Annotated in this window: 20 protein-coding genes; 9 read left to right on the top strand and 11 right to left on the bottom strand. The window is 68.4% G+C overall.

What is annotated here, in order from left to right:
* Positions 1-22: 22 nt before the first annotated feature.
* Together ACNJ7E_RS09715 and ACNJ7E_RS09710 are read right to left on the bottom strand one after the other, a co-directional pair.
* On the bottom strand, positions 23-589 hold the full coding sequence (locus ACNJ7E_RS09715; RefSeq protein WP_418339712.1) for a hypothetical protein: 567 nt from the start codon (positions 587-589) through the stop codon (positions 23-25).
* A 76-nt stretch (positions 590-665) separates the two neighbouring features.
* Positions 666-986 (bottom strand): GYD domain-containing protein, encoded by a 321-nt coding sequence (locus ACNJ7E_RS09710; protein ID WP_418339711.1) that lies wholly within the window; start codon positions 984-986, stop codon positions 666-668.
* Between the two features lie 82 nt (positions 987-1068).
* Between ACNJ7E_RS09710 and ACNJ7E_RS09705 the strand changes: the two genes are divergently transcribed.
* Both ACNJ7E_RS09705 and ACNJ7E_RS09700 read left to right on the top strand, forming a co-directional pair.
* Complete coding sequence (locus tag ACNJ7E_RS09705; RefSeq protein ID WP_280780512.1) at positions 1069-1884, top strand: DUF72 domain-containing protein; 816 nt, start codon at positions 1069-1071, stop codon at positions 1882-1884.
* A 121-nt stretch (positions 1885-2005) separates the two neighbouring features.
* Complete coding sequence (locus tag ACNJ7E_RS09700) at positions 2006-2479, top strand: hypothetical protein (RefSeq protein WP_418339710.1); 474 nt, start codon at positions 2006-2008, stop codon at positions 2477-2479.
* 5 nt (positions 2480-2484) lie between these two features.
* Here the strand turns inward: ACNJ7E_RS09700 and ACNJ7E_RS09695 are convergent, their stop codons facing one another.
* Positions 2485-2802: an ArsR/SmtB family transcription factor gene (locus ACNJ7E_RS09695; protein WP_280780510.1), complete on the bottom strand. Its 318-nt coding sequence runs from the start codon at positions 2800-2802 to the stop codon at positions 2485-2487.
* Between the two features lie 88 nt (positions 2803-2890).
* Between ACNJ7E_RS09695 and ACNJ7E_RS09690 the strand changes: the two genes are divergently transcribed.
* Positions 2891-3949: an SDR family oxidoreductase gene (locus tag ACNJ7E_RS09690; protein ID WP_418339709.1), complete on the top strand. Its 1059-nt coding sequence runs from the start codon at positions 2891-2893 to the stop codon at positions 3947-3949.
* A gap of 11 nt (positions 3950-3960) precedes the next feature.
* Here ACNJ7E_RS09690 and ACNJ7E_RS09685 read toward each other — a convergent pair whose 3' ends face one another.
* Positions 3961-4485, bottom strand: coding sequence for a MarR family winged helix-turn-helix transcriptional regulator (locus ACNJ7E_RS09685; protein WP_280780508.1), 525 nt, complete (start codon positions 4483-4485; stop codon positions 3961-3963).
* 66 nt (positions 4486-4551) lie between these two features.
* Between ACNJ7E_RS09685 and ACNJ7E_RS09680 the strand changes: the two genes are divergently transcribed.
* Positions 4552-5964 carry an FUSC family protein gene (locus ACNJ7E_RS09680; RefSeq protein ID WP_418339708.1) on the top strand — a complete coding sequence of 471 codons (1413 nt, stop codon included), beginning with the start codon at positions 4552-4554 and terminating at the stop codon, positions 5962-5964.
* A 6-nt stretch (positions 5965-5970) separates the two neighbouring features.
* Here the strand turns inward: ACNJ7E_RS09680 and ACNJ7E_RS09675 are convergent, their stop codons facing one another.
* Both ACNJ7E_RS09675 and ACNJ7E_RS09670 read right to left on the bottom strand, forming a co-directional pair.
* Positions 5971-6360: a hypothetical protein gene (locus ACNJ7E_RS09675; protein ID WP_280780506.1), complete on the bottom strand. Its 390-nt coding sequence runs from the start codon at positions 6358-6360 to the stop codon at positions 5971-5973.
* Between the two features lie 5 nt (positions 6361-6365).
* Positions 6366-6965 (bottom strand): TetR/AcrR family transcriptional regulator, encoded by a 600-nt coding sequence (locus tag ACNJ7E_RS09670; protein WP_418339707.1) that lies wholly within the window; start codon positions 6963-6965, stop codon positions 6366-6368.
* A 94-nt stretch (positions 6966-7059) separates the two neighbouring features.
* Here ACNJ7E_RS09670 and ACNJ7E_RS09665 point away from each other — a divergent pair, with 94 nt between their 5' ends.
* The 3 genes from ACNJ7E_RS09665 to ACNJ7E_RS09655 all read left to right on the top strand — a co-directional run bounded on the left by ACNJ7E_RS09665 (position 7060) and on the right by ACNJ7E_RS09655 (position 9927).
* Positions 7060-8094 carry an ABC transporter permease gene (locus tag ACNJ7E_RS09665; RefSeq protein ID WP_418339706.1) on the top strand — a complete coding sequence of 345 codons (1035 nt, stop codon included), beginning with the start codon at positions 7060-7062 and terminating at the stop codon, positions 8092-8094.
* Positions 8095-8114: 20 nt separating this feature from the next.
* Positions 8115-8783, top strand: coding sequence for a SanA/YdcF family protein (locus ACNJ7E_RS09660; protein WP_009475116.1), 669 nt, complete (start codon positions 8115-8117; stop codon positions 8781-8783).
* Positions 8784-8850: 67 nt separating this feature from the next.
* A complete protein-coding gene (locus ACNJ7E_RS09655) occupies positions 8851-9927 on the top strand; it encodes a VIT1/CCC1 transporter family protein (protein ID WP_280780504.1) in 1077 nt (358 codons plus the stop codon).
* Here the strand turns inward: ACNJ7E_RS09655 and ACNJ7E_RS09650 are convergent.
* Both ACNJ7E_RS09650 and ACNJ7E_RS09645 read right to left on the bottom strand, forming a co-directional pair.
* Positions 9850-10914, bottom strand: coding sequence for a GAF domain-containing protein (locus ACNJ7E_RS09650; RefSeq protein WP_043779027.1), 1065 nt, complete (start codon positions 10912-10914; stop codon positions 9850-9852). The genes ACNJ7E_RS09655 and ACNJ7E_RS09650 overlap by 78 nt on opposite strands.
* A gap of 80 nt (positions 10915-10994) precedes the next feature.
* A complete protein-coding gene (locus ACNJ7E_RS09645) occupies positions 10995-11309 on the bottom strand; it encodes an ArsR/SmtB family transcription factor (RefSeq protein WP_280780503.1) in 315 nt (104 codons plus the stop codon).
* 133 nt (positions 11310-11442) lie between these two features.
* Between ACNJ7E_RS09645 and ACNJ7E_RS09640 the strand changes: the two genes are divergently transcribed.
* Together ACNJ7E_RS09640 and ACNJ7E_RS09635 are read left to right on the top strand one after the other, a co-directional pair.
* Complete coding sequence (locus ACNJ7E_RS09640) at positions 11443-13017, top strand: MFS transporter (RefSeq protein WP_418339705.1); 1575 nt, start codon at positions 11443-11445, stop codon at positions 13015-13017.
* Positions 13014-14534 (top strand): FAD-dependent oxidoreductase, encoded by a 1521-nt coding sequence (locus tag ACNJ7E_RS09635; protein WP_418339704.1) that lies wholly within the window; start codon positions 13014-13016, stop codon positions 14532-14534. Before ACNJ7E_RS09640 ends, ACNJ7E_RS09635 begins: the two co-directional genes overlap by 4 nt.
* Positions 14535-14555: 21 nt before the next feature.
* Here ACNJ7E_RS09635 and ACNJ7E_RS09630 read toward each other — a convergent pair whose 3' ends face one another.
* From ACNJ7E_RS09630 to ACNJ7E_RS09620, 3 genes are read right to left on the bottom strand one after another with little or no spacing between them, the layout of a single operon-like run.
* Positions 14556-15788, bottom strand: coding sequence for a cytochrome P450 (locus tag ACNJ7E_RS09630; protein WP_418339703.1), 1233 nt, complete (start codon positions 15786-15788; stop codon positions 14556-14558).
* A gap of 25 nt (positions 15789-15813) precedes the next feature.
* A complete protein-coding gene (locus ACNJ7E_RS09625) occupies positions 15814-16479 on the bottom strand; it encodes an HAD family hydrolase (RefSeq protein ID WP_283333791.1) in 666 nt (221 codons plus the stop codon).
* Positions 16476-17474, bottom strand: a complete 999-nt coding sequence (locus tag ACNJ7E_RS09620; RefSeq protein ID WP_280780498.1) for a ScbA/BarX family gamma-butyrolactone biosynthesis protein — start codon at positions 17472-17474, stop codon at positions 16476-16478. Before ACNJ7E_RS09620 ends, ACNJ7E_RS09625 begins: the two co-directional genes overlap by 4 nt.
* Positions 17475-17889: the final 415 nt, after the last annotated feature.

Here is a 17889-nt window from a genome sequence, read left to right as displayed (position 1 = left end):
CCGGTGTTTCGGATTGCGGCTCTCAGGCCTGGTGCAGCCAGGAGCGGAACAGGAGCGCGCCCGCGGCGGCGAGCACGAGCGCGACGGGAACGGCCCACACCGGGCCGCCGTCGCCGAGCAGACGCCGAGTGAGTCCGGCCAGCAGAGAGGCGATGGCCTTCAGGATCCACATGGCGACCGGCACGAGCAGCACACCGAGCACGAGATGCACCAGCCACGCGCCGGCGAGCGTCGGGCCACCCCAGCTGTACTCGTAGGAACCGTCGGTGATCAGCCCGTAGAACAGGCCCCGGAACGCGGCGATCACGCTGAGGAACGCGAAAAACCAGGCCACCATCCCGATCAGCAGCGACAGGACCGAGTGCGCGAACACGCGCAGCCACGACGGCGAACGCCGGTCGATCCGCTCCGACTCGCTCGGGTCGGCGGCAGCGAGTTGCCACCGCCCGGCCCAGCCATGTCGTCCGGTCGCTGCCGCGCCGAGCGAGACGAGGCCTGCGGGAAACGCCCTCAGCGCGAACAGGGCACGGCGAGCGGACTCGGTGGTGAACGGGTTCACCGTCGTCGAGTCGGCCTGGTCAGTTGACATGGCTCGACGCTATCGACCGACTCCGCCGCCGCACATCATCCTGCAGAACGATATTCGCTACCGCAGGGGTAGCGGATCAGTTGCCGGGCGCCCGGTACTCGGCGTCCCGGCGCACCGCGTCGTCCACCTGCTCCGGCGTCAGCAGCACCACCGATTCGGACCTCGCCGCACCGGAAGCGGTGGTGCGGATCCCGAGCGCGGCGGCCGCGACGTCGTCCGGCACGTCGCCGATCACGAACAGATCCCGGCCACCCAGTGCGAAGTAGCAGGATTCGACTGTGCCCCCGACGCTTTCGACCATCTGTGTGATCGCGTCGCGTCGTGCGGTGCCGCCTTCGGCGAGTAATCCCTTCGCGCCTTCCGGTGAGTACGTGACCTGCCAGAGATATCTCGGCATCAGTGCCTCCTCGATTGTGGGTCCTCTCATGGTTCTCCCGGGACGGGCCACATGCAATAGGTTCCGGCGCTAGGGTCGTGAGATGGCTGAGGCCCGCGTAGGTATCTCCGGCTGGACGTATCCCGGTTGGCGCGGTGACTTCTACCCGGACGGTCTGGCCCATCGCAAGGAGTTGGCCTACGCCGCGGGGCGATTGACGTCGATCGAGATCAACGGGTCCTTCTATTCGTTGCAGCGACCGACGAGTTACGCGAAGTGGCGTGACGAGACACCGGAGGGTTTCGTGTTCGCCGTCAAGGGCGGTCGCTACATCACCCACATGAAGAGGCTGGTCGGCGCCGAGGCGGCGCTGGCGAACTTCTTCGCGTCCGGGGTGCTCGCGTTGGGTCCCAAGCTCGGACCGCTGCTGTGGCAACTGCCCCCGACGCTCGCGTTCGATTCGACGAGTCTCGCAGCGTTCTTCGACCAGCTGCCGAGGACGACCACCGATGCCGCGGCGCTCGCGTCTCGACACGACGACAAGCTCACCGACGACAGGGCGTGGACGGAGACGGACGCCGATCGCCCCGTCCGCCACGCGCTCGAGGTCCGGCACCCCAGTTTCGACACGGAGGAGGCGAGGGAGTTGCTCTGCGCGCACGACGTCGCGTTCGTCGTCGCCGACACGGCAGGCCGGTACCCGTACGTGGAGGCAGTGACGAGCGATTTCGTCTACGCCCGGTTGCACGGCGACAAGGAGTTGTATGCCAGCGGATACACGGACGAGGCGCTGGACGAGTGGGCCCGCAAGTTCGAGCGGTGGCTCGGGCAGGGACTCGACTGCTTCGCGTACTTCGACAACGACATGAAGGGGTACGCGCCGTTCGACGCGCTGCGGTTGATCGAACGGCTGCGCTGAGTGTCGGTGCCCCATGGCGCCGTGCGCCGACTGTCGGAGCCCCATGGCACCGTGCGCCGACTGTCGGTGCCCCATGGCACAGTGAGCGCTGATCGACGGAGACGAGAAGAGGATCTACCGGATGTGGCCCACTCATTGGCCTGCTGTCGCGCGTGACATCGCCGAGGCATTGGACGCCGCCATCGTCGCGGGGCGCGCGTCGGACGCGTCGGCGCTGACCGAGGCGACGGAGGAACTGGCGGCCCTGCCTGCGGAGCAGGTCGGTGCGGTGCTGGCGGGGGTGGTCCGGGAACTCCTCGAGACGTTGCACCCGGACGGTCTGACGGGGGAGGACGTGCAGGACGTCCTGACCCGCTGCGCGCGGGCGGCGGCACTCTGGTTTCCGGCCGTCGACGTCGACTCGCTGGTCACCGTGCTGACCGGTGCACTCGGCGTGGCCGATGTCGAGGAGAGCCCGCGCAGACCGGAGCGTGCTGTGGAGGCCGCGATCCTGGTGATCGCCGATCTGCTGAGTGCGGCGGAGGTTCCCGCCGACGGTTACGTCCGCCGGGCGCTCGACGAGATCGCGCGCGCCGAAACCGTCGAGATGCCCTGATTCGTTCAGAGTTCGGTGCGGATGTGATCGGCCAGCCGGGCGATCCGGTCCTCGTTGCGGCGGTAGTGGGTCCACTGGCCGATCCGATGGCTGGTGACCAGTCCGGCGCTCTGTAGGGCGGCCATGTACTGCGAGGCCGTCGATTGGGAGACCTCGGCCCTCGCCTGAATGTGCTTCAGGCACACGCCCACCTCTTCCGCGGGTTCGAGCTGTGGGGGAAAGCTGTCGGGGTCCTTCAGCCACTGCAGGATGCGTACGCGGGTCGGGTTCGACAGCGCCTTGAAGGCGAGGGCCAGGTCGGTCGCGTCCGGAAGTTCACTCACAGACCGATCGTACCGCCATATCGCGATTTTCCGATATGTGTGCTTCACTCGGTATATCGTAATTTCGCGATATGACGATAGGAGTCGAATGATGGCGAAGCGCAGAGTGGCAGTGGTCGTCGGTGCGCGCGGGGTGATCGGCGGAAATCTGATCGACCACCTCGAGGCAACCGGGGAGTGGGAGATCATCGGACTGTCGCGACGCGGCGGACCCGACACCGGCCGGGTGCGGCACATCGCGGTCGATCTGCTCGACCAGCGCGACGCCGCTGAGAAGCTGGGTGAACTGCGCGACGTGACCCACATCTTCTACGCCGCCTACCAGGACCGTCCGTCGTGGGGGGAGCTCGTCGCGCCCAACGTCGCGATGCTCGTCAACACGGTGAACGCGCTCGAACCCGTGGCTGCCGGGCTCGAACACATCAGCCTGATGCAGGGCTACAAGGTCTACGGCGCGCACCTCGGACCGTTCAAGACGCCGGCGCGCGAGAGCGACCCGCCGCACATGCCGCCCGAGTTCAACGTGGATCAGCAGCAGTTCCTCGAAGACCGTCAGCGCGGCAAGAGGTGGACGTGGTCCGCGATCCGCCCCTCGGTCGTGTGCGGATTCGCTCTCGGCAATCCGATGAATCTCGCGCTGGTGATTGCCGTCTACGCCACGATGTCGAAGGAACTCGGTGTGCCACTGCGGTTTCCGGGTAAGCCCGGCGCGTACACGAGTCTGATCGAGATGACCGACGCCGGACTGCTGGCGGAGGCGACCGTCTGGGCCGCGACCACCCCCGAGTGCGCGAATCAGGCGTTCAACATCAACAACGGCGATCTGTTCCGCTGGGACGAGATGCTGCCGAAGATCGCGGATTTCTTCGACCTGGACGTCGCACCGCCGCTGCCGATGTCGATGGACGTCGTCATGGCCGACAAGGAGCCGGTGTGGAACGACCTCGTCGCGAAGCACGGGCTGGCGCCGACGCCGTACTCGGACGTCTCGTCGTGGGCGTTCGGCGACTTCGTCTTCGGCTGGGACTACGACGTCATCGCCGACGGTTCCAAGGCGCGCCGGCTGGGTTTCCACCGTCACGTCGAGACCGAGCAGATGTTCCTCGACATCTTCCGCGACCTTCGGGCCCGGAAGGTCATTCCCTGAAAGACAAGGGACTACCGGCGAAGCCCGGATTCGACGTTGGCGGCGATCCGCCGGAGCAGCCCGGCCAGGACGGCGCATTCGTCCTCGTCGAGCCCGGCGAGAAATTGCCGATCGCGTTCGACGCGCTGCGGGAACTCGGTGTCGACGAGTTGCCGCCCGGACTCGGTCAGGTGGAGCAACACGACGCGCCCGTCGCGTTCGAAGGGTAGCCGTTCCACGAGTCCCAGCCGGGCAAGGCGGTCGACGTGTTTGGTGGTGGATGCGCCGCTGAGCATCGTCACGGCGGTGACCTCGCTGGCCCGCAGTGGTCGATCGCTGCGGGCGAGTACACACAGGACGTCGAATTCGGCGCGCGAGACCCCGCTCGCGTCCAGGGCACGGTCGAGTTGCTGCAGGGCCTGGGATCCGATCCGGGTGATGCGGCCCATCACTTCGATCGGTGACGTGTCCACTTCGGGATGGGTCTCGGCCCATTCGCGTCGAACGCGATCGGTGAAGTCCTCATCCGGACGTGGGGCAGTGCTCATGAAAACCATCGTAGCGACCAACTTCACACTAATTCAGAACTATTTTACTAGTGAAGTATACGGTACGCTGAGGCCATGCAGGCTTCCTCTCGATACGCACCCGACCTCAGCCGGCTCCATCACTCCCGTGGGGCTTTGGCCTATTCGATGGCGCCGTCGACGTGGCGCCGTGCGTTCGAGGTCCGGAACGCCGATGCCACCATCGCTCCCGCGCTGCGGGTGGGTGCGGCGACGGCTCTGGTGCTGGTAGTCGGTGGTTTTCTCGGGCACGGCAACCTCGCGGGCTTCGCGGCACTCGGTGCGCTGACCGCCGCGTTCGGTCGATACGAGCCGTACCCGCGGCTCGCCCGCAAGGCGGGACTCGTCGGTGTCGCGCTCATCGCCTTCGTCGCCGGGGGAGCGCTCCTCGGTGCGGCGGGACTGTCACTCTGGCTGCAGATAGCGGTCATGTCCGTCGCGTCGGGCGTCGCCGCGTGCCTGCTGGCGGCGTTCCGCATCGCCGGTCCCGGGCCGGTCATCCTGGTCTTCGCGGCCACCGCGGCGGTCGGGCACGCGACCCGGCTCTCCGATCTCGGACCGGCCGTCGTGGCCGTGGCGATCGGTGTCGTCGTGGGCTGGCTGGCCGCCATGACGCCCTGCCTGTTCGTTCCCCTCGGTCCCGCCCGGCTGGCGGTGGCGCGGGCACTCGCCGCGGCCGCGGAACTGCAGCATGCACACGACGCCTCCGCGATCGCGTCCGCACGCAAGGCCATCGACAACGCGCGTGACGTGATCGCCCACAGCGGGCGGGGCCGGGACGGGCACTCGCACCAATTGTTCGCGCTTCTCGCCGAAGCGGACACGGTCGTCGATCGGTGGGCGCACGAGCGTGACCACGACACTCTGCGTGCGCTCGTCGATCACGAGTCCGAACTGCGTAAGGTGAAGCGACGCAGTGATCTTTCGGCCTTCGGTGCGGAGACCCCGGTGCTGCCGCAGCCCGGTGGCTTCTTCGCAGACGGCCTCCGTGCGCTGCGGTCGCGAGAGGGGATCGTCAACGCGGCCCGTATCGCCGCTGCCGCCGCGCTGGCCGGATGGATCTGTGTGGCAATGGGATTGGAGCATCCGCTGTGGGCGTCGATGGGCGCGATGGCCGCGATGCAGGGTTTCAACTTCAGCCAGACCGTGCAGCGGGGAATTCAACGCCTCGTCGGTAACGTGGCGGGCGCCGTCCTCGCCGCCGGGCTGATCGCCGCCGCGATGGGGTACTGGCAGACCGTCGTGGTCATCGTGGTGCTGCAAACCGTGACCGAACTGGTGGTCATCAAGAACTACGCGTTCGCGTCCGTCGCCATCACCCCCATGGCTCTGCTGCTCACCGGTCTCGGGTCGGCGGTCGCACCGGACATCGCGGTGAGCCGCATCGTAGACACGCTCGTCGGTGTGGTGGTCGGGGTGATCGTCTCCGCTGTCGCGATCAGCCGGACCGACCACCATCACGTGGGCTGAGGCCGCTCAGATCCCCGTCGCGGAGACGTAACCGGCGAATCCGATCGCGCACGCGCCTGCGCAGAGGATCAGGGTTCCGCATGCCACCGGCCACGCGATCGTGCGCCGCGCGATGCGTGCGATCGTGACCATTCCGCCGATCACGGTCACGAGTGCGGCGACCGCGAGCGCCACGCACACCGCGATCCACGCGTTCTCGGCGCTGCACGTCTCGGGCGGGCAGTAGTCCAGGAACAGCAGCCAGAACAGTCCCGCGACCGCGGAGATGCTGGCGACGGCGACCGCGACGACGAGTGCGGCCGCCGACACCGCCACGTCCCAGCCGTTCAGCCGCGGCTGATCGTCACCCGTATACGGGTGATTCCATGGCTGTGGCAGAGGCCCCCCAGGCTGCATTCCCGTCACAGTACATCGGACTCCGGGAGGATCGGTGGCGGCAGCGCAGCCCCGTCCGGGCGCAACCCGGCGAGGAACACCGTGATCAGCCGCGGAACGAGATTGGCCGTCGCGTCCTCGAACATCAGCACGTGGGGCCGGGTGAGCATGGCGATCCCCATGATGATCTCGAGCGGCACGACGTCCTCGCGCACCAGCCCGACGTCCTGGAGCCGGTGAATGAAGTCGGTGACCGTCGCCTTCGTGAGCTCCCTCGACTCGCGGACGTCGGGTGGTAGCTCGTCGAGACTGTTGACCAGCGCGGGAACCAGCGCTCCCATCCGCAGTTCGACCACTGCGTTGACGAACCGCCGCCACGCTCCCTCGGGGTCGTCGCCGCAGTCGTCCAGTCCCCGGACGGCGAGTTCCCGGACTTCGGCGAGCGTCGTCCGGGCGACGGCGTGGGCGAGCTCGTCCCGGCTCGGAAAGTTCCGGTAGAGGGTGGCGATCCCGACGCCGGCTCGCGCGGCGATGGCGTCGAGCGGCGCGTCGTGCCCACGGTCGGCGAACACCACGCGGGCGGCCTTGATCAGGGTGTTGCGTCGTTCCAGCGCGTCTGCCCGCACGATTGCACCTCTTCCGTTGACAACCCAGCATAACCGGAGGAATATTCTCCACAAGGAACGGAGGAATTTCCTCCACTTAGGGAAGGGGAGTCCGATGACCGCCTCGGATATCGGGACAGTCGCGCCGCGCACGGCGCCCACCGAGCGGTCGGCGCACGGCCCGTCCGATCCCGTGAAACTGACCGCTGTCGTGCTGGGACTCACCGCGGTGATCGCGCTCATGCTGCTGGCGTTCGCGTTGCCGGCCGTCAACAGCGGCCCGCACGACCTCCGGCTGGGCGTCGCCGGACCCGACGCGGCCGTCACCCGGGTCGACAACGCGCTCGCCGCGGGACACCCGGGCGCGTTCGTCACCGAGCGCTTTCCCGACGCCGACGCGGTCCGGACGGCGATCGAACACAGGGAGGTGGTCGGCGGCATCGTCGCGACACCGGACGGTATGAAGGTCCTGTCCGCCGGCGCAGGCGGGGCGCCCGTCGCGCAGACGATGAATGGCCTCGCGGCGGGCATGAGCAAGACTGCGGGACAACCCGTTCCGGTCGAGGACGTCGTTCCGCTGACGGCCGACGACCCCGCCGGCGTCGGTCTCGGCGCCTTGGCGCTTCCCCTGGTCTTCGGTGGCATGATCCCCGCGCTCGCGCTCGTGCGGCTGTTTCCGCGCAGTGTCGGGCGACGGGTCGCCGGGGCGGTGCTGTTCGCCGTGAGCGCCGGGGCGGTGCTGACGGCAATTCTGCAGTTCGGCCTCGGAAGCGTCGACGGCAACTACTGGACGACCACCGGTGCTGTCGTGCTCGGCATCGCCGCCATCTCGCTGACCGTTCTCGGGCTCGAATCGGTGCTGGGCACAGCGGGATTCGCGCTCGGAGCGGTGACCATGATCTTCCTTGCCAACCCGCTGTCCGGACTGGCGACGTCCGCGGCGTGGCTGCCGTCGGGGTGGGGCGCACTCGGTCAGTTGCTGCCACCAGGAGCGGCGGGAACCGCGGTGCGATCGACGGCGTTCTTCGACGGACACGGAGCCGGTGCGGCGGTACTCGTGCTGACCTGCTGGGTTCTGTTCGGGCTCGGCCTGTGCCTGGCATCCGGACTGCGTGAGCGGCGCGCCGGGGAAGAACCGGCCGTCGCCTGACGCTGTGGTTTGATGGCGGCATGGGGGAACGACGGATCGTCCGCCGACTGGTCGGCATCGGAGCGGGCCTCGGCGCGCTCGCCGTCCTCGTCGTCGCGGCCTCGACGGTGTGGATATCGCGGGAGGCCTCCGGCCATGTCTACGACGTCGACGACGCACCCGAGGCACCGGTGGTCATCGTCCTCGGCGCGCAGGTGCGCGACGGCAAACCCCGGGAGTACCTGGCCGGACGCCTCGACGTCGCCGTCCGTCTCGTGCAGGACGGCCGCGCGCGGGCGGTCCTCGTCTCGGGCGACGGAGCAGGCAGATCCGGCGACGAGATCGCGGCGATGACGGACTACCTGGTCGAGAAGGGCATCGACCCCAGCAAGATCGTCGGCGATCGATACGGGCTCGACACCTACGACACGTGCGCTCGCGCCGTCCAGACGTACGGTGTGACCAAGGCGCTGATCGTCACGCAGGGTTTCCACGTTCCCCGGGCGGTCGCGCTGTGCCGCGGTGCCGGAATCGACGTCGCCGGTGTCAACGCCGGATGCGAATGCCGCCCGATCACGATGGCCAGGAACACCGTGCGCGAATCGCTGGCCCGGCCGAAGGCCGTCCTCGACCTGCTGTCCGGGCGCGATCCTGTGGTGGTCTCCGAACCGGAGGACTCACTCGGGAAGGCGCTCGCCGCCGAGGACTGACCTCGAAGCGCCGCGGTGGGGAGGGCGCGTCGGTAGGCTTCTCCCGTCGACGATCGGGAGGCGGACGATGGTTGGTGCACGACCGGATCCCGGTCCGCGTGAAATCCGGAAATGGCGTCGCTACCTCGCCGACGAACGCGCCGAGGCGGCCGTCTACCGCGACCTCGCGAAACGTCGGACCGGTGAGGAACGCGAGATTCTGCTGGCGCTCGCCGACGCCGAGGGACGGCACGAGGCGCACTGGCGCGGGCTGCTCGGCGAACATGTCGGCAAGCCCGTGCGCGGTGATCTCCGCACTCGCATCCTCGGTGTGCTGGCCCGGCGGTTCGGATCGGTGTTCGTGCTCGCCCTCGCGCAGCGCGCGGAGACCCGGTCGCCGTACCCGACCGACGTCGACGCCACCGACGCCATGGGCGCGGACGAGCGGATCCACGAAGAGGTGGTGCGGGCGCTGGCGGCGCGCGGGCGAAATCGGCTGTCCGGCACGTTTCGTGCCGCCGTGTTCGGTGCCAACGACGGCCTGGTCAGCAACCTCGCCCTCGTGCTCGGCATCAGTGGTAGCGGCGTCGACAATCACATCGTTTTGCTGACCGGCCTCGCCGGTTTGCTCGCGGGCGCGTTGTCGATGGGTGCGGGCGAGTATGTCTCCGTGCGGTCGCAGCGTGAACTGCTCGAGGCGTCGGCGCCGGGGCAGGGCGCCCGTGAGGCAGTGCCGCTCCTCGACGTCGACGCGAACGAACTTGCACTCGTGTACCGCGCGCGGGGCATGCCCGCGCAGGACGCCGAGAAACGCGCGGCCGACGTGCTGCGGAGAGCCGTTCAGCCCGAGCCCGTTTCGGGTACGGAAACCACCGACGAGCACGAGGCCATCGGCACCGGGCTCGGTGCGGCTGCCGCGAGTTTCTGCTTCTTCGCGTCCGGTGCGGTGATCCCCGTGTTGCCGTACCTCTTCGGCATGGAAGGCACCGCCGCGCTCGTGGTCGCTGCTGCGCTGGTCGGCGTCGCGTTGCTCGGGACCGGTCTGGTTGTGGGGTTGCTGTCGGGTGGACCCCCGGTCAAGCGCGCGTTACGCCAGCTGGCAATCGGGTACGGCGCAGCCGCCGCCACTTACCTGCTGGGCATGCTGTTCGGGACAGGCGCCTGAGAACGTCATCATCACCACGGGTGTGGAACCGTAGCCGGGGACGGGAAATGTGCGCACCGTGTGCCGGGACCAGGACCCGTCGGACAGGGCGACGCGGGCGACTCCGGGAACACGGGCCGTGATCCGTTGCCGCACCGCCGCGAGGTCTTCGCCGTGCAGCAGTCCGATCTGCCCGCCCTCCGCCGCGGCAGACAAACCCGCCAGCGGTGCGGTGATCCATTTGATGGCGTACCCGTGCTGTGAATCGACCAGTGCCGCATGAACCCCCGCGACCGCGTGCACGGTCGACGCGATATCGGAGTCCATCACCCGGATCGCCAGTTCGCCGACGTCGGTCTTGTGCGTGACGTCGTGATCGACGCCCCGCAGCACCACTCCCTCGGGTGTCGCGACGGCTCGGCGCACGAACCGGACGAGGCGCAGCGTTCCGTCGTCGTGGCGGGCGATGAGTTCGCCGGACAGGAACTCGCCGTCCCGCGCGTTGTCGACGCGTTCCATCAGCACCGCGATGTCGGAGAGCCGCGGCACCCTCCGGTACAGGTCGGCGAGACCGAAGTAGTGGTGCTCCGGCCGGGTGTCCGCGACTCCGTACAGATTCCGGAACTCACGCGTCCATCGAGTGCGTCGCGGACCCGCCGACACGGACAGGTTCCATTCCCACCCTGCCGCCCGGTGCGGTTGGGGCACCGGACTGTCCGCACGACCGGTGAAGATCTGCACCGCGAGGACGTCTCCGCCCGGACCGAGTACCGGTTTCCCCACGACGAGATCGATGTCGCCCACCGTCTCACCGAGGGTCACCTGCACCGGCTGTCCCGACGACCTGACCGTGTCGATGGCTCCCGTCACCAGCGTCAGCATCCTGCCGCGGTAGACGTTGCCGAGCGGCCGGCACTGCCGCTGTTTGATGCCCTCCGCGATCACCGTCGGTGCGTCTCCCAGGATTTCGACCAGTATCCAGCCGTCTCCGCTTCCCCGTTGTTCCACTCGTACCGCCCCCCTCATGGCGCACGATCATCGCACGGCGGCGATCCGGATGCTCGGCGAGACGGTCGCTGCGACGGCGTTCAGTCCGGTGTGGTCGCGACGGCGTCCAGGAGCCCGGGGAAGCGGGATTCGATGTCGGATCTGCGCAGCTGAGCCATCCGCGAATTGCCGCGGTCGACCTGCTTGATCAGCCCGGCTTCACGCAGAACCTTGAAGTGGTGGCTGCGGGTCGATTTGGACACCGGCAGCCCGAACGACGTGCAGTGACGTTCCGCCCCGTCCGCCTCCACCATGAGCTTCTGCACGACCTCCAGTCGCAGGGGGTCGGCGAGAGCGGCCAGGACGGAGACCAATTGGATCTCGTCGAGCGCGGGATGTCCCTCGGCGTCGGGCACGGCGCACCTCCAGGTTCGGGTCGTCGACCACCAGAGTGGAGGTTCGTCTTGCATCGAACCTAACTCTGGTGCATGGTTCGTATTGTATCGAACCTCTGGTGCACGGGGGCCGCACACTTCAGGAAGGATCGACATGACCTCGGAGCTGACCACGTCGGATGCCACGACACCGACGTCACCACCCGAAACACCACCGTCCGACCCGCGACGCGGGAACCTCACCCTCGCCGCCGTACTGCTGGCCGTTCTCGTCGTCCCGATGTCGATCTCCGGAACCGCGGTGGCGCTGCCCGCCATCTCCTCCGACATCGGTGGCGGCGCATCGGGCCAGCAGTGGGTGGTGAACGCGTTCAACCTGTCGTTCGCGTGCTTCACCCTGGTCTGGGGGTCGCTGTCGGACCGTTTCGGCCGCGGCCGCCTGTTCGCCGCCGGTGCCGCCACGTTCGCGGTCGGGAGCGTCGCCAGCGCGCTGGCCCCGAACATCGTGGTCCTCGACGTCGCCCGCGGCGTCGCCGGTCTCGGTGGCGCCGCCATCTTCTCGTGCGGCGCGGCCATCCTGTCCTCCGCCTTCGACGGGCCCGCCCGTTTGCGTGCGTTCGCCCTGTTCGGGACGACCGCGGGCATCGGTGTGGCGCTCGGACCGACGCTGTCCGGGCTCCTCGTCGACACGGCAGGCTGGCGGCCCATCTTCGCGGTCCAGGCCGCCGTGCTGCTCGTGGTGCTCGCGGCGACCCCGGTGATCGGACTGGCACGACCGGCCGGCGAGGGGGCCGCGAAGTTCGACCTCCTCGGCACCGTCCTCCTGGTGCTGGGTCTGCTCGCCGCGATGGTCGGCATCGTCCAGGGCGAACCCTGGGGCTGGGGCAGCCCGGCGGTCGTGACGTCCTTCGTGCTCGCGGTCGCGCTGCTCGTCGCGTTCGCCCGCGTCGAATCGCGACGTCCGGCTCCGCTGCTGGACCTCGAACTGCTCACCCACGCCCGGTTCATGGCCCTGTGCCTCGTTCCGGTGGCGGCATCGTTCGGCTTCGTCACGTTGCTCACTTACTTCCCGACCTTCCTCCAGTTCGTGGCCGGCCAGTCTTCGGCGAAGGCGGGTCTGGTGATCGTGCTCCTCACGATTCCGGTCGTGGTGGGACCGCTCGCCGCAGGCCGTGCGGTGGGCGCCGGGGTGAACCCGCTCGTGGTGATCTGGATCAGCCTGGGAGCCTTGATTTCCGGTGACCTGGGACTTCTGTTGGCGGGACCTGACACGGTGGTCGCCGTCATCGCGGTGCCGCTGCTCCTCGCGGGCTGCGGAATGGGACTGTCCGCCGGTCTCGTCGACGGTCAGGCGCTCGCCCTCGTCCCCGAGGAGAAGGCAGGTATGGCTGCGGGCGTGGTGAACACGATGCGACTGGGCAGCGAGGCCATCGCGGTAGCGGTGTACGCGGCGCTGCTCACCGGTCTCGTCACCCGCAGGGGCGAGGAAGCGCTGGCCGGCGTCGACGGCGTGGGCAATGCGGCGGACGTCGTCGGCAAGGCCACCAGCGGCGATCTGGAGCAGGCCCTGGCGGCGGCCGGGCCGGACGTCCGGGACCAGGTGGCGCCGCTCGTGATCGACGCCTACAACAGTGCGTTCCACACGACGCTCGTCGTTCTGGCGGTCGTCGTCGCCGGATTGTCGGGTGTCATCGCGGTGCTGCTGCGACGCGGGGCGAGCGCGCGGTGACAGAGGCGGACGACCTGCGACAGCACTATCAGGTCGTGGTGGTCGGCGGTGGCCCGGTGGGATCGCTGACGGCGCTCGAGCTGGCGCGCAGCGGAATCGACGTCCTCGTCCTCGAGGCTGCCCCGCACACCACGGACGTTCCGAAGGCGGGGACGATCCACGCGCGGAGTATTCAGCTGCTCACTCGTCGAGGGCATTTCGCGGCGCCGGACGTCGGCGCAGGGGCCGCGTCGACCACCTTTCACTACGCCGGGGTCTGGGGTCTGGAGATCACGGCCCCGCCCGGCGAGGGACCGGCCATCGCCGGTATCGGGCAGAGCGATCTCGAACGACTCTTCACCGCACGGCTGATCGGTCTCGGCACCCCGGTGCTGAAGGCGGCGGTGGTCACGGACGTCGACCACGACGACGGCGGGGCGACGGTGACCTTCACCCAGGAAGGACGCACCCGGGTGGTGGCGGCCGACTGGGTGGTCGGCGCGGACGGCGCCCGCAGCATCGTGCGGCGAAGTGCGGGCTTCACGGCGACGGAAACGGCGCCGACCGCCGCCGCGCTCCTGGGTCTCGCCGTCCTCGACGACCCCGCGAACGCCCCCAGGGGGTGGGTGCGCACCGAACGGGGCTGGACCGTCCTCAACGTCAATCATGCCGGCTTCAGTCGCATCATCACGTTCGATCTCGGTGGTCCGCACGAGGATCATCGCCGGCCCCTCACCGCGGAGGAACTGCAGGAGACGGTCGACAGATTCGCGGGCCGTCCCGTTCCGTTCCGCAACGCGCGGTCGCTGTCCCGGTTCAGCGACTACTCGCGGCTGGTCGACGACTACCGGCTCGGCCGGGTCCTCCTCGTCGGTGACGCTGCGCACGTGCACTTTCCGCTCGGCGGGCAGGGGTTGAACCTCGGTATCGGCGACGCGATCGGCCTCGGCTGGCGTCTCGCCCTCGTCGCGCGGGGACAGGCCGACCCGTCGGTGCTGGACGTGTACTCGCGGGAGCGACACGCGTGTGCCGCCGGGGTGATCGCCAACGTCGCGGATCAGCGTGAACGTATGCGAATCGGTGTCGACGGTGACCGCCTGCGACACGAACTCGGTGTCCTGCTGGAGGACCGCGACCGCAACCGGGCGCTGGGTTCGGCGATCAGTGCGCAGAGTCAGCCGGCGCCCAGCGCTCTCCAGGACGCGGCGCGCGGCGACTTCGCCGCGAACACCGTGATCGAGACGGACACCGGAATCACCGACCTGATCCGGTTGCACGTCGCGGCGGGAAACCGAGGCCTCCTGCTGTGCGGGGACGCATCGGAGTCCGTCCACGCAGTCGTCGAACCCCTCTGGGGCGAACGGGTGCGGCTGATTCGGGCGCGGAACCTCGGGCCCACCACCGTGCTCGTGCGCCCGGACGGTGAAGTGGCCTGGTCGGGGGAGTTGGGCGACGGCGGCGAACTCGTCGCCCGGCTCGCGGAGACGTTCGGCGGCTCCGCCGCCCGTGCGCGGTTGACGAGTGCAGGGACTCGTTAACCGCGCACGGGCGCGAAGCGCCTACCAGCGGACGGGAAGCGACGTCGGACGCCGGAGAAGCACTCCCGAATCCCACGGCACCGCGGCCGGTTCGGTGGCGAGACCGAGAGTCGGGAACTCTTCCGCCAGCCGGACCAGTGTCGTGGTGATCTCCATCCGGGCCAGCGACGCGCCCATGCAGTGATGCATGCCGTACCCGAACTGCAGATGGCGTTTCCCGTCTCGGAACGGGTCGATGAGTTCCGGGTGCGGGAACGTGTCGGGGTCCCGGTTCGCGGCGAAGGCGTCGGCGTAGACGAGGGCACCCACGGGGATCACGGAGTCCCGCAGCCGAACTTCGCGCGTGGCGATCCGGGGAAACGTCGAAATGTTTCCCAGCGGAAGCACCCGCAACAGCTCCTCGACCAACTGCGGCGCAGCGGCCGGTTCCTCCACCAGCAGCGACCACAGCGAAGGCGCCTGCAACAGGACGTACACGGCCTTCGCGAGCACGGACAGCACGTTCTGGTCGGCTCCGAGGACGGAGCCGAGCAGGATCGCGACGAGTTCGTTGTCGCTCAGCGGCGGTTCCGCCTCGCCCCGCGCCGCGAGGAATCGGTCGATCAACCCGCCCGGTTCGACGGGCCGCGTCCCCTGCACGAGATCGGTCACGTAGTGGTAGACGAGCCAGAAGTTCTCCAGCAGGCCGGGAATGTCGGTGTCGTGCGACAACTGCACGACCCGCGACGACGGGCGGAAGTAATCGATGTCCGACTCCGGGATTCCGAGGAATCCGGCATTCACCTCGACGGGCAGGCGGTCGAGCACCGTCGCGAACAGGTCGGGGTTCTCCTCGTTGCGCAGCAACGCGATCCGCCGGTCGAGGATGCGGCGGACCGACCCCTTCAGCTTCTCGACGCCGGCGGGGCTGTAGTCGGCGTTGACGAAACTCTTCATCCGCGCGTGATCCGGGGTGTCCAGATTCAGCAGAAGGTCCGGGGGCATCGTGGTGGGCTGAAAACTCGGCCCGCCTTCGACGTTGGTCTCCTTCCGGCCGAAGGACGGATCCGTCAGTACCTTCAGCACGTCGTCATATCGTGTGACGTGCAGGGCGGTGTGACCGCTCGGCAGGGTGATCTCCGGCAGTCCGGTGGGCCCCTCTGCGGTCACCGCGGTGTACGCGACCGGCGGGTCGAGGTAGGGAATGTCGTTGATGGACACCGCGACATCGTGTCGGCGGCGACGTGGAGCGAGTGTCGAAATCTGGGTCGTCACGTCGTACTCCTTCTGTTGATGGGATTCACAGGACGGCGGCGACGCCGGTCAGCCGGGACAGTTCACTCGACGCCTGGGCATTGGTGCGGAAATGGACGGCACGCCAACCGCTCTCGCGTGCCGCGCGCACGTTCTGCTCGAGGTCGTCGATCAGGATGCACTGGCCGGCGTCGACGCCGGCCGTCTTCTCCGCGATCGCGAAGATCTGGGGGTCCGGCTTGCGCGCCCCGACCAGGCACGAGTCGACGAGAGCATCGAGCGGGCCGGCGGGTTCGATGATCGGTCTCCAGAATCGCTCCCATTCGACCACGTTGTTCGACAGGACGCCGACGCGCAGGCCGTGAGCCTTCAGGCCGCGTAGCGTCGCGGCCATCGCCGTGTTGACCGTGATCCCGTCGAACCACTGCTCGCCGAACGTCTCCAGCCGCGCCCGGGTGAGGTCCAGGCCGGGGTCGGCGGCGGCGAGGTGCTCTCTCAGTCTCGCACCCCACTCGCGCTCGGTGATCTGGGCCAATTCGATCGGGGCGAGAGGATGTGCTCCGAGGTCGTCGCCGACGGCGCTCATCGCCGCCTGCAGGGCGGCGGGTGCGATGCCCGTCTTCGTTTCGTACGCCGCGAAGAGTTCGGCGAGCGGGGGTGAGAGCACGCCACCGAAGTCGAACCAGACCATGGTGTCGTCCCGTGTCGTCATCGGACGATCCGGTCGAGAGCGGCAGTCGAGGCGCTCACTCGTTGCAGGGTGACCCGGCCGTGGGCGATCTGCCGGCCCTCCTGCGCCAGAGTGACGGACAGGACGACCTGGCGGGAGCAGATTTCCGCCTCGGCGACGGCTGCGCAATCGGTCGGCAACTCCAGCTCACCGAAGCTCTCGAAGACGGCGTCACACCCCACGAGGACGAGCATTCGCGGGGACAGGCCGAACAATTCGTGCGCGGCGACGAGGGCGGTCTGGCGCATGGCCTCGAAGATCAGGGCGCCCGGCACGTGGTCGAGCGGGTGATCGAACAGGCCAGGATGGGCCTGATCGACCAGAACCTGGCTGCACACGGTGTCGCCGGCGACACCGATCCGGCTGAGCACCACGTTGTCGAACGAATGTCGAGCCACCTCCCGAGGCTCGACCCGCTCGTGCAACGGATGCGGACGGGCGGGATCGAGTTGCAGCGGTGCCCGGCCCTTCTGCCGGAGGCGGTCCCACGCGTCGCCGGGCATCCACTGGATGGTCATGCTCATGGTGGCCGCGGCAGCTCCGTCCAGCGCCAGTGTCATTGCGAGCGTGATTCCGACGATGTCGGCGCCCCGTCGCTTCTCCGCGGTGATCGTGGCGTCCAGAACCCCCGCGGCGGGTGCGGGGCCCACTCTCACGGCGTCGAGGTCGACGACCTCGAGCGCTCCGGCATTGAACACGAACTTGGCGTCGAGCGGAGCGTCGACGTGCCGATGCGAGATGAGGATGGATGCCTGCCGGAACGTTTCGAGTAGCAGCAGCGGATCATACTGTCGTACAACGACATTGTGATCGCTGTAGTAGCTGTGGACTCTGGGGAGCTGCACACCGAGACGAAACTGTGGGTAGCTCTCGCAGATGATGTCGGTGAGGAAGACCTCGCAGATCGCGGCGCGGTGCACGTGTGCGCGGGGGATGGACGACGAATAGGACAGGGTCGGTTCCAGGACGGCGGTCATGTCGATTCCTTTCGTTGACAGCGGAATTCGCACGGGTCGACGCCGCCGAGCGACGACGGCGGTGATCGGTGGAATGCGGGACCCGTGCAGAACGGTGGTTCGCGCTGGAGCGGAAGAACGCGGGCGGGCCCGCAGCGCAGAGGGCGAGGAGCTCGGGGTCTCGTCGCGGACCGGGAATCCGGTGGATGCGCACGATCAGTGAATACCGGGCGATCCGGAGCGTCAACAGATGCAATCCGGTGTTCACCGATCCCTTGACGGTGTTCGGCACGCGAACACACCGGTCGAAAGTCGTTGACCTGCGGTATCGGTGACTCCGCGTACGGGTCACTTCCGCCGTCACGTGGCAGGAGTCACAGCCTCGATTTCGGATCGGGACAAAAATGTTACCGCCAGGTATGGCGTGTGGTAACCG

Source organism: Rhodococcus mengyinensis (assembly GCF_048381435.1).
Classification (GTDB): Bacteria; Actinomycetota; Actinomycetes; order Mycobacteriales; family Mycobacteriaceae; genus Rhodococcus_F; species Rhodococcus_F opacus_D.
The sequence above is the reverse complement of the archived record's forward strand: the minus strand, read 5'-3'. Positions and strand labels throughout refer to the sequence as shown.

What these genes read in the sequence shown, in the direction of transcription:
- ACNJ7E_RS09655 (WP_280780504.1), top strand. Translation starts at nt 8,851, where the DNA reads ATGGTTGGTGCACGACCGGATCCCGGTCCGCGTGAAATCCGGAAATGG.
- ACNJ7E_RS09715 (WP_418339712.1), bottom strand. Translation starts at nt 589, where the DNA reads ATGTCAACTGACCAGGCCGACTCGACGACGGTGAACCCGTTCACCACC.
- ACNJ7E_RS09625 (WP_283333791.1), bottom strand. Translation starts at nt 16,479, where the DNA reads ATGACGACACGGGACGACACCATGGTCTGGTTCGACTTCGGTGGCGTG.
- ACNJ7E_RS09685 (WP_280780508.1), bottom strand. Translation starts at nt 4,485, where the DNA reads ATGGTTTTCATGAGCACTGCCCCACGTCCGGATGAGGACTTCACCGAT.
- ACNJ7E_RS09675 (WP_280780506.1), bottom strand. Translation starts at nt 6,360, where the DNA reads ATGCAGCCTGGGGGGCCTCTGCCACAGCCATGGAATCACCCGTATACG.
- ACNJ7E_RS09690 (WP_418339709.1), top strand. Translation starts at nt 2,891, where the DNA reads ATGATGGCGAAGCGCAGAGTGGCAGTGGTCGTCGGTGCGCGCGGGGTG.
- ACNJ7E_RS09620 (WP_280780498.1), bottom strand. Translation starts at nt 17,474, where the DNA reads ATGACCGCCGTCCTGGAACCGACCCTGTCCTATTCGTCGTCCATCCCC.
- ACNJ7E_RS09640 (WP_418339705.1), top strand. Translation starts at nt 11,443, where the DNA reads ATGACCTCGGAGCTGACCACGTCGGATGCCACGACACCGACGTCACCA.
- ACNJ7E_RS09705 (WP_280780512.1), top strand. Translation starts at nt 1,069, where the DNA reads ATGGCTGAGGCCCGCGTAGGTATCTCCGGCTGGACGTATCCCGGTTGG.
- ACNJ7E_RS09665 (WP_418339706.1), top strand. Translation starts at nt 7,060, where the DNA reads ATGACCGCCTCGGATATCGGGACAGTCGCGCCGCGCACGGCGCCCACC.
- ACNJ7E_RS09700 (WP_418339710.1), top strand. Translation starts at nt 2,006, where the DNA reads ATGTGGCCCACTCATTGGCCTGCTGTCGCGCGTGACATCGCCGAGGCA.
- ACNJ7E_RS09660 (WP_009475116.1), top strand. Translation starts at nt 8,115, where the DNA reads ATGGGGGAACGACGGATCGTCCGCCGACTGGTCGGCATCGGAGCGGGC.
- ACNJ7E_RS09710 (WP_418339711.1), bottom strand. Translation starts at nt 986, where the DNA reads ATGCCGAGATATCTCTGGCAGGTCACGTACTCACCGGAAGGCGCGAAG.
- ACNJ7E_RS09680 (WP_418339708.1), top strand. Translation starts at nt 4,552, where the DNA reads ATGCAGGCTTCCTCTCGATACGCACCCGACCTCAGCCGGCTCCATCAC.